The organism is Mycobacterium bourgelatii, from assembly GCF_010723575.1.
Classification (GTDB): Bacteria; Actinomycetota; Actinomycetes; order Mycobacteriales; family Mycobacteriaceae; genus Mycobacterium; species Mycobacterium bourgelatii.
In genome coordinates this window covers 3,008,989-3,022,209 of record NZ_BLKZ01000001.1, presented here as the reverse complement: position 1 = coordinate 3,022,209, position 13,221 = coordinate 3,008,989, and the positions used below count along the sequence as shown (strand labels likewise).

The window sequence follows — 13,221 nt, the reverse complement described above, 5'->3', positions numbered from 1 at the left end:
CGTGAGTCTCCCGCAACCCCTTCGGGCCGAACTCGGCGATGTGGTGCATCGCTATGCCGCGTACGTTGATGATCGCCAATTCGACTCCGTCGCAGCGCTTTTCACAGCTACGGCTGAACTCGTGCTACCCGAGCCGCCGGCCGTGTTGCAGCCGATCAAGTCCCACCGCGGCTTGGCGGCCATCGGTCGGGCCGTGGCCGCCGTCGCCCAGACGATGCGTACCGAGCACGCGATCGTCGGCGAAGTCTATGAGCAAGGTTCGCGGGCGGACGGGTCACACGCGCGAGGGCGGATAGCGTGCATCGCGCACCATTGGAGTGAACGTGCGGGCGAATTGGTCGACGCGATCTGGCACCTGCGCTACGACGACGATTATGAGCTCACCGACGCCGGGTGGCGGATCAGCCGCCGGGCATTGACGATCAACGCCATCGAGACTCAACCGGCGCGGAGGGTGCGACCACCGGATCCGAGCGATCCGGTGTAGCCGAAATCCCCGATTGCCGTCCTAAACTAGGCAATTCACGCTCAGCGGAGTTTGCCAGCAGCGATGCATCTGACTTTCGTACGTGCTCGTCGTTGCCCTTCGTGGCGTGCTTTTGAGTTTTTACAAGCGTCTTCGTGTATTTTTGCTCAAGGTGAGCGTAAGGAGACCAGCCGCAATGAGGGGCATCGAATGACTGAGCAGATCGAGGCGCCGTCCCGTCATGGAAAAGCCGCACCCGAGCGGCAGTTGGGAGTGGACTACGCGAGTGAGGTCCACGAGGCCGAGGATGTCGTCGACGTCGAGACGTACGGCGGTGGGTTCGACCTGACCCGCCGGGCCACGGCGCCCAAGCTGCGGGTGGGGCGCGACAAGTGGTTCAACCTGCTGTGGCTGATCCCGATCGGTTTTGCGCTGCTCGTCGCCGGTGTGGCGATCGGCAAAGGCCTGCACAACATGCCGGCCGTGCAGTCGTTCATCGAGCGATACCCCGGCACCAATGAGCAGTCCGGCATCGCCGGCCGTCCCGCCTGGATCGGGTGGACGCACTTTTTCAACCTCTTCATGATGATGTTCATCATTCGGTCTGGAATTCAGATCCTCTGTGACCACCCCCGGCTGTATTTCAGCCGCAATGCCACCCCCGGTAAGGACGAGTGGCTACGGGTTGGGCCACCCGTGCCGGACGACCCACTGTGGACCGCGAACTCCGACACCGTCGCCTTGCCACCGCAATTCGGCCTGCCCGGCTTCCGTCACTCGATCGGACTCGCGCGGTGGTGGCACCTTGGCATCGACGTCCTGTGGTTGCTCAACGGCGCGGTCTTCTACGTATTGCTGTTCGCCACCGGCCAGTGGCGGCACCTCGTGCCGACGAGTTGGGACGTCTTTCCGCACGCCGCGTCCGTCGCGATTCAGTACCTGTCACTGGACTGGCCCACGGACAACGGATGGGTGGCTTACAACGGGCTGCAGTTGCTGACTTACTTCACAACGGTTTTCATCGCTGCGCCGGCCGCGCTGATCACCGGGCTCGGCATGTCGCCGGCGTTGTCGCAACGGGTGCACTGGCTCAGCAAGCGACTGAGCATCCAGCACGCGCGTTCACTGCACTTCCTGGTGCTGGTGTACTTCCTGTTCTTCATTCTCGTCCACGTCACAATGGTTTTCGCGACGGGCGCCCTGCGCAATCTCAACCACATGTTCGCCGCGCGCGACGACAACAGCTGGGTGGGATTCGCGGTTTTCAGCGTCGCGATGGTGGTGGTGGCCGTTGGCTGGGTGGCGGCCACTCCATTCACCATTCGACACCCGCGGGTGGTGCAACGGGTGGGCTACGCGCTCGTAGGTCCTTTCCAGCGAGTGTTGGAACGCCTCAACCCCAAACCGGGCGCGTTCACCGAAAAAGACATTTCGCCCTACCACTGGCGCAATGGTCGGTTGCCGGAGACCGTCGAGTACAAGGAGCTGGAGAAGAATGACTTCAGGGACTGGCGGCTGCGTGTCTACGGATTGGTCGAAAACCCCAAGGCGTTCTCGCTCGAGGACCTGAAAGCGCTGCCCTACCACGACCAGATCACGCAGCACTTCTGCATCCAGGCGTGGTCGGGAGTCGCAAAGTGGGGCGGAGTTTCGATGCAGACGATCATGGACATCGTCAAGCCGCTGCCCGAGGCCAAATGGGTCGTCTTCTACTCAATGGGTGAGGGGGCCACGGGCGGCATCTATTACAACGCCCATCCCATCGAGCAGATGGGTCACCACATGAGCATGCTGGCCTACAACATGAACGACCAGCCGCTCCCCTACCTGCACGGACGGCCGCTGCGGTTACGCAATGAGCTGCAGCATGGGTTCAAGCAGGTGAAGTGGATCAAGGGCATCGAGTTCATCGCGCACTACTCCGAGATCGGCAGCGGTTACGGCGGCTACAGCGAGGACCATAAGTTCTTCGGCCGGCACCAGACGCTCTAGGGACCTCCAAACCGGGTGTTTGACCCGTCGACGATTTGGGTACATGGCGCGAATCGATCGTCGATTGAGGAGACACTCGTGGGGGGAATCTCTCGGAACGTTATCGAGCCACGCCCGTATGCGGACGAGCCGAAGGCTGATTCGCTAGTAGAAGCCCAACGCGCGCCCGGACTGGTTGCGGTCGTAGGTGCGGTACTCGCATTTGTCGTCAGCCTGGCCAATTTCGCCCTCGGCCAGGTCGGTGTCGGCATCGCCGCCGGTATCGGGGGCTTCCTCGTGTTCGCCGGTGGGCTGGCCTGGCTTCTGCTGGAACGCAGGCGAATACGCGACGCCGAACGGGAGAGGCTGATGACCGAACTCGCGCAGCGTGCGAGCTGGGTGTCTTAGTCGGTTCCGCCGCGCCGCTTAGTGCAACGCGGCGAGATTCTCGACCGACTCACGCACATCGGACCGCAACACGCGCGCGACGAGTTTGCCTACTGGCCCACTGAGCAGACCGCCTTTCAGATCGGCGGTGAGATGGAACGTCGATCCCGGGTCGTTGTCGGTGACGGCCATGGCCAGGTCGATGCGGACCCCGCCGCGGCCGCGCCCCTTCAACTCGATCCTTTTCGGCTCGTCGTAGTGGGTGACCTCCCAGTGGATGATGTTGCGGAACCCCTTCACCTTGATGCATGAAGACACACACGTGCCTTCTTCGATCGTCGACGGAATCGGGCCACGCCAGCCGCTGAAGATCGTCATCCACTCGTCAAACCGCTCCAGGTCAGAGGCCAGCTTCCATGCGGCCATCGGATCCACTTCGGATGTTGTCGAAACCTCTACCTTTGCCATGCGTTGCATTCACTCCTCTGACGCTGAGCCGTTGGAGTTAGATACCCGGGCGCCGCGGCGCGATAAACCGGCCGAAGCCGGCCTAACCCGGTGCGATCGTCAGGAATCGCCAGGACCGCTGTAACCGTCGTCGATTTTGCTCGCGATATCGATGACCATGGCCGACTGCGATTCCGGTGCGTCGACTTCCTTCGCGACGTATTGGGCGATAAAGCGCCGGATCTCACCGTCTACGCCGGCCAGGATGCGCAATACCTCGCCGCGCAGCGACTTCGACGACACATTGACCGTGATGTCGGAAGGCCGTGGTTTGGCGACGTCGACAATCAGCAGCAGGGGCTCGGCGGCGCGCGCGGTCGCGCGCAACGCGATATCGCCGGCGACCACAAAGTGTTGCTTGTCCAGTCGCAGGTCCAGCAAGAGGTCGATGGTCAACGGGATGTGAATGACGAAGGTGATCAGTTCGCCGAGCTTCCGCGTGACCCGCGGGTCGTGCACCTTGACCTTGGCGCTGACCTTGGCGATGCCGCCAGGTCCCTGCGCGATCGGCTCCATCTCGAACTCGCTGCCGGCGATGCCGCCGAATCCGGCGGCCACGCGGTCAGGTGTCACGGCGTGCTCGAAGAACCTGCGGCCGAAGTCTTCGTAGCTGATGTGGTCGAGATTTTGCATAGGCATATACCGTCTCATGCCACCCGTCCGAAGGGTTGCTGATCCCCCCGCGTCGCTGGGATTTTGCGGTTCAGTGTGACGTGCACCATGCCGGAACGGTTTGTGAACAACACCACAAGGTGCCGCTGAAATTCGGTGTGTCGTGCTGGGGCCTGCCACGCTGGAGTACTTGGAGGTGTTTGAAGTCTGATGAGCGCCCACGAAATTCTCGAGCAGCGCTCGGCCGCAGCACGACTCGGCGGGCTGTTCACCTGGTTCGGCGGCGGGCAATGGCGCGAGCTCGGCGAACCCCATGAACGTTCCACGCATGCCGTCGCCGGCGCGGTTGTCGCGCTTGGCGCCGTGCTGGCATGCCTGGTCGCCGCATTGGCGGTGAACGAGTCCGCGAGCTTGCCGTGGTGGTCCGTGCTGGCGGCTGGCCTGGTCTTCGGCTTGCTGGTCGGTGCGGTGATCCGCGGTACGGTCAGCGGCCCCATTCGGGGTCGGCTGGGCGTCGCGGGCCGCGGTGCCGTCGCGATCGCCGTCGGGGTGATAGTCGGCGAGCTTGCGGCGGTGGTGATGTTTTCCGGTTCGATCGATCGCCGACTGCAGGAGCAGTCGTTACGTGCCGCCGACTCCGTACCAGCCGTCGTTCACGCGGCAACAACCCTGCAACAGGCTCGGGATGCACGCGCGGCCCTGGACAACACTGTCGAACAGGCGCGCACCCAGGTAGACAAGGCGCTGATCGTCGCCCGCTGCGAATACAACCCAACCCCCGCGTGCCCGCAGACCCGGATCACCGGAATCCCCGGTCAGGGGCCGGAAACACGGTCGTCGAACGAGCTGCTGGCCGACGCACAGCGGGAATTGGACGCGGCACTGGCGGCCCGGGACCGGCAGGCCCCGGAACGGGACGCTGCTGTCGCTGACAGCGAGCAAGCTCTCATTGCGGCACGCGATGCGGCAATCGCGCACGACGGCGGTGGCCTCGGTGCGCGCTGGGTCGCCATGAACGAGCTGACGCTGGCCAGCGCGGGCGCGCTGGTGTTGCGGATGATCACGCTGGCGTTCTTCGCTCTGCTGTACCTGTTGCCGTTGATCCTGCGGCTCTGGCGCGGTGAGACGACCCACGATCGACATGCGGCCGCGCGTGCCGAACGTGAGCGGGCCGAGCTGGCAGCGCAACGCGCCGAGCTGGAGGCGGACGCGGCGATCGCGATCAAACGGGCCGAAGTTCGCCGCGAAGCCGAAATCATGTGGGCCGAGCACCAACTGACCCAAACCCGCCTGGCCATCGAGGCGCAGGCCGAAATCGACCGCGAGCAGCAACGTCGTCGGGTCGCCGAAGTGCTCGACGCCCCGGTGCACGCCTTGGCGGAACGTACCTTCGAGCCAGCGTTGGAGTCGGGGTTCGAGTCAGGGTTCGATTCAGGGTGCGAGTCAGGGAGGGAAGACATGTATTTGCCGATCGCCGCCGAAGCCGAGGCCGCCAGCCGAGCCATCGCCGAGCTACCTACCGGGGCGCCACAGCCACGTGCCGAGCGGGTGGAACATGCGCAGTTCGAGCCGAACCTGCCCGCGCCCGTCGAGACCGGCGGCTCGGTGGCGCCACAACACGAGGAGCGTGCCCCACTGATCCCGTCGCTTCCGGACGCCACCAAGGCCGCCGCCCGATGGATCCGACCGTTGGTTCCGCCGTTCGTCGCACGGGTGATCGACAACACCACCGCGCCCCTGCGCAGCGCGCGTCAAGTCTTTGAAGAGGTTGAGGAGATTGCTTTTTCGCTGAAGCGCACGCGCAAGGTGACGGTCAACACCGAGAGCTCGGACGGCTCGGGCAGCCCGAGTCCGGGCCGGCACGCGGTCGAGGCCTCCACCGCCGCCCCGCGGGTGGAAGCGAATCGGGTCGCTTCGTCGCGCGGGGACACCCGCGCGGACACGGGCATGCCGAGCTACGAGGGGCTCGGCGCCGATGCGGAGCACCGGTCGCTGTACGAGGCGCCCACGCACGACCTGGCGGGCCTCTCCGCATCGGGACAAGAGCGCCGTCGGGCGCTTATGGAGCGCGAGGGGCCGCGCGAGTTGCGTGCGCCCGAGGGGCCCCGCCAGCTGCCTCCCGGCAAGTAGCCAGCGGCTCGGTCAGACCGGCAGTGGGCATCGAAAACCGGCCGCGAAGCCGGCTTGGCCGCAGCGTATTATCCAGCAGACGGGCGCACTGGTTGGCCCGCCATTCGGGCAGTTGCAATCGGATTCGGAACAGGACGGGGATCTCGTGACGCTCCTGACAACGGCAGTAGCGGCGCCGCGTTTCACGGTGTCGACCGGCGAATCAACGGCTGCGCCGGCGGCCGCATGAGGGTCAGCCTGTTTCTCGCGGACGCGGCGCAAGCCGATGCCCAATCGGGCAAGGTCCACACTCTCGGTCTGGGCTGGCGGCAGTGTCAAACACCCACGCCCCCTTTTGCTTTGGTGCTCTTTCTCGACATCGACTGGGATGAAACAAATCAGCAGCACAAGTTGACTTGTCAGCTGCTCACCACCGATGGCGAACCGGTCGTCGTGATGGGACCGCAAGGGCCCCAACGCATTCTGTTTGAAGCCGCAGCCGAGGCCGGGCGCCTGCCAGGGGCCATTCACGGCACGTCCGTTCGAATGCCGCTCACGCTGAACATCCCGGGGGGCATCCCGTTGGATCCCGGAATTTATGAGTGGCGGGTGGAGGTCGAAGGTTTCGAGCATGCGACGGCGGTCGAGGCGTTTGTGGTGCTCGGCGCGCCCCATCCGCCGGCTTAGTCTCAGCGGCGTTAACGAGTGCCGCTAGCTGCCCGCGGCAGCCCAGCCAACAGCCAATCCCCGCTGGCTGCAAGAGATGGCTCGTGTTCCCGCCGAAATGTGTTGTTGTGCTTAGAGGTAGCTATCTGACGCGCAATACGAGATGTTCAAGCCGGCGCACGAAGATGCTCGGTAGCCATGGACCGACATCGGCGACTTCGATCATCGAGGTTCGATCCAACAGTTGCCGCAACACGATCTGAGCTTCTAACCGCGCGAGTGCGGCACCGACGCAGAAATGAACCCCTCTGCCGAAACTGAGGTGGCCCTTGCCGCCGGGCCGATCGAGGCGGAACTCGTCCGGGTTGTCGAATTGGCTCGGATCCCGGTTGGCAGCCCCCCACAACAGCAGCAGGTGCGAGTGAGCGGGCAGCTCGACACCGCCCAACGAGGTGGCGTTTCGCACGTGTCGGTAGTGGCCTCGGAACGGCGCTTCGAAGCGCAGCGTCTCTTCGATGAAGGGCCCAAGCAGCCCCGGGTTCTCACGCACCTGGCGCTGGATGTCGGGGCGACTGGCGAGCATCCACACGGCGCTGCCCAGCAGCGACGCCGTAGACTCACCACCTGCCGCGAACAACGTCACCATCATCAGGTTGGCGGTCAGCGAGTCCAGTTCCCCGGAGGCGCACGCAGTGGCGAGCTCGCCCAGCAGGTTGTCCTGCGGATCGGCCAAGGCGTGGCCGAATTGTTCGGTGATATAGCCACTGAGCTCCAGCACGGCCACGCCTGCAGCGGCGACCTCCTCGTCATCAACAAATGCCTCCAGCAGCTGGGTCGCCGCAAATCCCCATTGCACCAGCTGAGCGACGTCTGGGTCGGGTAATCCGATCAACTCGGCGACGACCATCATGGGTAGCCGGTTCGCCATGGCGCCCATCCACTCGATGTGCCCAGCGTTGAGGCCGGCGCGCCATAGCCGCTCAGCGGCGTCGGTGGCGAACTGCTCGATGACGCGGATTCGCTTGGCCGCCAGATGACGGACCAGGAGCTTTCGGTGCAGGGCGTGGGCAGGATCGTCGGCGGTGGCCAGCACGTGCGTCGGCCCGTCGAGCGGGTCCATCTGGGACGCCTTGATCCTGCCGTCGTCCGTATACGTCATCGTGGCGGTCAGATTCGAGGAGAAGTCCTCGGGGCGGGCCAGGGCCTCGTTGAGCGCGTCCCAACCGCACACCGCATAGAACTCGGAGTCACCGATGCGCTGGACCGGACCAGCGGCGCGCATGTGCTCATACAGCGGGTACGGGTCCTGCAAGGATTCGCGGCTGAAGAACGCGACGGCGTCGCTTGCGATTGTCATAATTTCACCCTGTCGGTCGTATAACTGCACGTCAACGTGGTCGAATTAAGTTGAAACGGGCACCGGACGGCGGTGCCGGTCGCCGTCTCACTCCGGGAGTCCTGCCTGCGGGTTTTAGGGAAAGTTCGTCGATTCCCGTCTCACGGTGAGAGTGTGACGTGCGCCCCACACCGGGGATCGGTGCTCTCGGGGAGCCACGCAAGGTCATGGCGTCATGCCGCCCGCACCGCCCGCGCCTCCGGCTCCGCCTGTGGAGGTGGGAGACGGGTCAATGCCTGCTTTACCGTCTTCGCCAGCGTAAAGAGTGCTGCCAAGGACGCCGGATCCGCCGGCGCCGCCGGTGCCGCCGACGCCGCCGAATCCGTCGACGGACGAGCCGCCTTTGCCGCCGGCACCACCGGCACCGCCGTCGGACCCGACGGGGTTGCCGATTCGGCCTTGGCCGCCGACGCCGCCGGTGCCGCCGTTACCACCTTTCGAATACCCACTGCCGCCGTCGCCTCCGTCGCCGCCTACGCCGCCACCCACAAAACCGCTATTACCCGCCCCGCCATTGCCGCCACGGCCGCCGGGCGCGTCGACGCCGCCTTGTCCGCCCGTACCACCTTGGCCACCGTTTCCGCCGAGGCCGTCATCGGATAGGCCACCGGTGCCACCTTTGCCCCCATTGCCGCCCCAGCCGTACTGGCCACCGCCGTGGCCGCCGTTACCGCCGGCACCACCCGTCGCACCAGCACCCTTGGCGCTGTTGCCCCCGGCGCCCCCCTCACCACCCGTGCCGCCATGGCCGGCGGAGCCGCCCAGCGCGGGTTTCGAGCCGCCATTGCCGCCGTTGCCTCCGGCCCCGCCGGTGCCGCCTTTACCGCTGAAACCGTCACCACCCCAGCCACCGCGACCGCCCGCACCCCCGTTACCCTCAGTCGCGCCCAGGCCGCCATTGCCGCCGGTGCCGCCGATGCCGCCGGTGCCGCCGTCACCACCGTCACCGCCGGCGCCGCCGGCGCCGCCCACGGCGGCGTTGCCGCCGCCCACTGCGCTGCCGCCGTCGGCGCCGTTGCCGCCAGCACCGCCGGCGCCCTGGAGCCCTTTGGCACCCGCCGTGCCGCCGCCGCCGGTACCGGCCGCGCCGCCGGACCCGCCGGCACCACCGGCACCGCCTGCACCGCCGTCGCCGCCCGTGCCCGCGTTGTTCGCGCCTGATTTGCTCTGGCCTCCGTTTGAGCCGTTGCCTCCGGCGCCGCCTTTGCCGCCGGTGCCGCCGGCGCCGCCGTCACCGGCCGTGCCGGTTGCGCCGGACTTGCCCCCACCCCCGCCGGCTGCTCCGGCCTTGCCCGCGGCGCCGCCTTGGCCGCCATTGCCGCCGGTGCCGCCGACAACACCGGGATCGCCGTCTTCACCGTGCTGTCCGGCCCCGACCGCGGCACCGTTGTTGCCGGCGCCGCTGTGACCGCCTCGCCCACCTTTGCCTCCCGTGCCGCCGTCGCCCCCATCGCCGCCGTTGCCGCTGATGCTTCCACCGGCACCACCCGCGCCACCGGCGCCGCCCCTGCCGCCGGCGCCGCCGTTGCCGCCCTTGGTCGCCAAGGCATCCGCGTCCTCGCCGATCGAACCGCTGGCTCCGGCGGCCCCGTTGCCGCCGTTGCCGCCATTACCAATATTTCCGGCGTTGCCGCCGTCGCCGCCGTTGCCGCCGTCACCGCCGTCGCTGGGCTGAGACCTGCCGTTGCCGCCGTCACCACCATGGCCGCCGCCGAGCCTGCTCCCGTCCTTCCCGGATGCGGCCGTTCCGGTGCGGCCGGAGCCGCCAGTTCCGCCCTTGCCTGCTGCGCCGGTGTCGCCGCCGTTGCCGCCGTTGCCGCCGTTGCCACCGTCTTTCGTCGCGTTGGCGCCGTCACCACCGCGACCGGCCACCCCGCTGTCGCCGCCGTCACCGCCTTCGCCGCCTAGACCCATGCTGCCGCTGGAGAAGCCCTTACTGACCGCGGTGGCGGTTGCGCTGCCCCCGGCGCCGCCCTTGCCGCCAGCACCGCCGTCGCCGCCGGTGCCGGCGTTACCACCGTTGGCCCCGTTGCCATCACCGGTGGTGAATGAGCCGTCCGCACCGTTCCAGCCGTTGCCGCCGGCACCACCGTTGGCACCAGCGCCGCCGTTACCGCCGTTGCCGCCGTTACCGGCCAGGCTGCCGCCCGCGCCGCCGTTTCCGCCATCACCGCCGCCGCCGCCGGCACTTCCGTTGGTGCCGTGGGGGGCAGCCGCCGACGTCGCGCTACTGCCCGCTTTACCCTGGAAGCCCTGGCCGCCATTGCCGCCGTCGCCGCCGTTGCCAAATCGTCCGCCGTCGCCGCCGGCACCGCCGCGCCCGCCGCTGGGGTTGCTGGCGGTGCCCGCAGCCCCGTCGCCTCCCTTACCGCCGTTACCGCCGCTGCCGTTGCTGCCGTCGGCGCCGGATGCGGCTTGCCCGCCCAAGCCGATTCCACCGGTTCCGCCTTTACCGCCGAAACCGGCATCGCCGCCGTCTCCCCCCCTGATACCGTCGCCGCCGAGGCTTTGCACGCCCGACCCGCCATTCGCGCCGTCACCGGCGTTACCCCCATTCCCGGCCGCACCCCCGACGCCTGCCGTGCCCCGGCTGCCATCGTTGTAGCCCTGGGCCAAGGCCGTGCCCCCTAATCCCCCGTCACCGCCTCTACCGCCGTGACCGCCGTCACCGCCGTCACCACCGTCCATGCTGGAAGCAATGGAGCTGGATCCGTTCCTGCCGGCCCCGCCGTCACCACCGGCACCGCCGGCCCCACCGGCACCGCCGGCACCACCGTCACCACCGTGGGTGCCGCCTTGACCGCCGGTCCCACCGGCACCGCCGTTACCCCCGGAGCTGCCATGCTCGCCGCTGACTCCGGTACTGACGGCATCCTTGCCGTTACTGCCCGTCCAGCCGTCGCCGCCGGTACCCCCCTTACCGCCGGTGCCGAAGGTTCCTGCGTTCCCACCAGCACCGCCGGCACCCCCATCGGGGCGAGCTGCAGTGCCTGCCGCCCCGTCACCGCCGTTGCCGCCGTTGCCGATCGTCGTGCTGATCAGACCCGTCTTACCGGCCGCGCCCACCGTGGACCCACTACCACCGGCACCACCCGCACCGGCCACACCGGCGTTACCGGCATTACCGCCATCGCCGCCCTGACCAGTGCCGCCGCCGGCGAAGGTCCCATTGGCGCCGTGGCCGCCGCGGCCTCCGTCCCCGGCGGCCCCGCCGTCACCACCGGCGCCCCCGGCACCCTGGCCACCCAGGAAACTGATCAGACCACCCTTGCCGCCGTTACCACCAGCCCCACCAGCCCCGCCATTACCACCGCTGCCGCCATGCCCGCCGCTCGCACCGGCGACGGTCGCATCGATCCCAGCTTCCCCCGAACCGCCGGCACCGCCCACCCCGCCGACACCGCCGGCACCGCCGGCACCGATCAGCCAACCGCCGCGCCCGCCATGACCGCCATCACCCGCATCTCCGCCATGACCACCTACCTCACCGGGCAAAGCCGGGAAACCATTCCCCCCGCTGCCGCCGGTGCCGCCCTGTCCACCAGCACCCCACATGCCCGCCGCGCCACCGGCACCCCCGTCACCGCCGCGACCTCCAATGCCACCGACCGGACCGCTTCCGCCTGCACCACCGGCACCACCATCGCCGAATACCATCCCGCCCAGCCCACCGTCACCACCGGCACCCCCGTCGCCCGGACCCACGCTGCTACCGCCCATACCCCCGGCCCCGCCAGTGCCGAAGAGTCGAGCGTTACCCCCGGTCCCCCCAGTGCCGCCGTCGATACCGCCGACGCCCCCGGCGCCACCAGCGGCACCGTTGCCGGTCAACCCCGCCGTCCCACCGGCTCCACCATTGCCCCCGGTCCCAGACGTGGACGCGCCACCGGCGCCGCCCACACCCGCGTGGCCGTACCACATACCCGCGTGACCGCCGGCTCCCCCATGACCCGCGTTAACCGCGCCTTCCCCGCCATTGCCGCCGATCCCGCCAGCACCGAACCACCCGGATGAACCACCCGCCCCACCGCTACCCCCGGTGCCGAACGTTGAGGCGCCACCTGCCCCGCCGAAGCCGCCGGCGCCGATCAACGGCGCAAACCCGCCGGCCCCGCCTGCACCGCCGCTCACCGCGCCGTGCCCGCCGATGCCGCCGGCGCCGCCATTGCCGAATAGCCAACCCCCGTTGCCGCCGATACCCCCTGCGCCCCCGACACCCGAAGCGCCCGCCGCCCCGCCAGCACCACCCGCGCCACCGTGGCCGAACAACCCCGCCGCACCGCCGGCCCCACCGGCTTGGCCCACCGCGCCCGAACCGCCGCTGCCCCCGTTGCCCCACAAAATCCCCCCGGCCCCGCCGGCCTGGCCGGTACCCGCCGCGCCCTCGGCACCGTTACCGATCAACGGCCGACCGAACAGCGCCTGGGTGGGCGCGTTGACGACACCGAGCACGCCCTGCTCGACTGCTTGCAGCGGTGACGCATTGGCTACTTCCGTCAACCCGTAGACACCGGCTCCCGACGTCAACGCCTGCACAAACCGCTGATGAAACCCGGCCGCCTGCACACTGATCGCCTGATACTCCTGCGCGTGAGTACCAAACAACGCCGCAATCGCCGCCGACACCTCGTCGGCACCAGCAGCCAACATCGACGTGGTAAACCCCGCCGCCGCGGTATTGGCCGCACTGACCGCCGAACCAATCCGCGCCAAATCGGCCGCCGCCATCGACAGCAACTCGGGGGAAACAACCACAAACGACATTTCGCAACCTCCAACGCACCGCATCTGCCAAAGCCCCTCGGGTAACTTTGACAACCGCAAAACCGCAGCTCAAAGCCTTTTGAAAAACTTGAAACCGGTAATCAGCGGCGATTGCGAAGAGCTGTCTCACGGCAAGCACCGGACCTGCAGCTATGAACAAAGACCGTTGACAACGTGTCTCACGGTTAGAAAAAGTGCCCGGCTCGCGCTAACGCTCGCAGCAGCCTCAACTGCGGCAACACGCATGTCGCTGTTCGGCGGTGATCTCCGAGCGGGCTATCGTCCTCAGCGGTGGCGATGGTCCGCTAATTGTCGCCGTGTTCAATAATCCTAGGCACGGATG

The 13,221-nt window shown here is 67.8% G+C and carries 9 protein-coding genes; 5 read left to right on the top strand and 4 right to left on the bottom strand.

Annotated elements, in window-relative coordinates; translation table 11 throughout:
- Position 1 precedes the first annotated feature (1 nt).
- The 3 genes from G6N68_RS13125 (at position 2) to G6N68_RS13115 (ending at position 2,845) form a co-directional block, all read left to right on the top strand.
- Positions 2 to 487: a nuclear transport factor 2 family protein gene (locus G6N68_RS13125; RefSeq protein WP_240355454.1), complete on the top strand. Its 486-nt coding sequence runs from the start codon at positions 2 to 4 to the stop codon at positions 485 to 487.
- Positions 488 to 676: 189 nt separating this feature from the next.
- Positions 677 to 2,458 carry a molybdopterin-dependent oxidoreductase gene (locus G6N68_RS13120; RefSeq protein ID WP_163712659.1) on the top strand — a complete coding sequence of 594 codons (1,782 nt, stop codon included), beginning with the start codon at positions 677 to 679 and terminating at the stop codon, positions 2,456 to 2,458.
- A gap of 78 nt (positions 2,459 to 2,536) precedes the next feature.
- Positions 2,537 to 2,845 carry a hypothetical protein gene (locus tag G6N68_RS13115; RefSeq protein WP_240355453.1) on the top strand — a complete coding sequence of 103 codons (309 nt, stop codon included), beginning with the start codon at positions 2,537 to 2,539 and terminating at the stop codon, positions 2,843 to 2,845.
- A gap of 18 nt (positions 2,846 to 2,863) precedes the next feature.
- Here the strand turns inward: G6N68_RS13115 and G6N68_RS13110 are convergent, their stop codons facing one another.
- The gene (locus tag G6N68_RS13110) at positions 2,864 to 3,292 is read right to left on the bottom strand and encodes a type II toxin-antitoxin system Rv0910 family toxin (RefSeq protein ID WP_163712656.1); all 429 of its coding nucleotides are present in this window, start codon (positions 3,290 to 3,292) and stop codon (positions 2,864 to 2,866) included.
- Positions 3,293 to 3,391: 99 nt separating this feature from the next.
- Positions 3,392 to 3,964, bottom strand: a complete 573-nt coding sequence (locus G6N68_RS13105) for a hypothetical protein (RefSeq protein ID WP_163712653.1) — start codon at positions 3,962 to 3,964, stop codon at positions 3,392 to 3,394.
- 189 nt (positions 3,965 to 4,153) lie between these two features.
- On the opposite strand from G6N68_RS13105, the gene G6N68_RS13100 reads away from it, so the two are divergent.
- Positions 4,154 to 6,073, top strand: a complete 1,920-nt coding sequence (locus tag G6N68_RS13100; protein ID WP_163712650.1) for a DUF4407 domain-containing protein — start codon at positions 4,154 to 4,156, stop codon at positions 6,071 to 6,073.
- 225 nt (positions 6,074 to 6,298) lie between these two features.
- On the top strand, positions 6,299 to 6,739 hold the full coding sequence (locus G6N68_RS13095; protein WP_163712647.1) for a DUF6941 family protein: 441 nt from the start codon (positions 6,299 to 6,301) through the stop codon (positions 6,737 to 6,739).
- 121 nt (positions 6,740 to 6,860) lie between these two features.
- Here the strand turns inward: G6N68_RS13095 and G6N68_RS13090 are convergent, their stop codons facing one another.
- Positions 6,861 to 8,075 (bottom strand): cytochrome P450, encoded by a 1,215-nt coding sequence (locus tag G6N68_RS13090; RefSeq protein WP_163712644.1) that lies wholly within the window; start codon positions 8,073 to 8,075, stop codon positions 6,861 to 6,863.
- Positions 8,076 to 8,279: 204 nt separating this feature from the next.
- Positions 8,280 to 12,878: a PE family protein gene (locus G6N68_RS13085; protein ID WP_163712641.1), complete on the bottom strand. Its 4,599-nt coding sequence runs from the start codon at positions 12,876 to 12,878 to the stop codon at positions 8,280 to 8,282.
- Positions 12,879 to 13,221: the final 343 nt, after the last annotated feature.

Excerpts from the sequence above, each read along its gene's own strand:
- G6N68_RS13120 (WP_163712659.1), top strand. The coding sequence starts at position 677 with ATGACTGAGCAGATCGAGGCGCCGTCCCGTCATGGAAAAGCCGCACCC.
- G6N68_RS13110 (WP_163712656.1), bottom strand. The coding sequence starts at position 3,292 with ATGGCAAAGGTAGAGGTTTCGACAACATCCGAAGTGGATCCGATGGCC.
- G6N68_RS13105 (WP_163712653.1), bottom strand. The coding sequence starts at position 3,964 with ATGCAAAATCTCGACCACATCAGCTACGAAGACTTCGGCCGCAGGTTC.
- G6N68_RS13100 (WP_163712650.1), top strand. The coding sequence starts at position 4,154 with ATGAGCGCCCACGAAATTCTCGAGCAGCGCTCGGCCGCAGCACGACTC.
- G6N68_RS13095 (WP_163712647.1), top strand. The coding sequence starts at position 6,299 with ATGAGGGTCAGCCTGTTTCTCGCGGACGCGGCGCAAGCCGATGCCCAA.
- G6N68_RS13090 (WP_163712644.1), bottom strand. The coding sequence starts at position 8,075 with ATGACAATCGCAAGCGACGCCGTCGCGTTCTTCAGCCGCGAATCCTTG.
- G6N68_RS13085 (WP_163712641.1), bottom strand. The coding sequence starts at position 12,878 with ATGTCGTTTGTGGTTGTTTCCCCCGAGTTGCTGTCGATGGCGGCGGCC.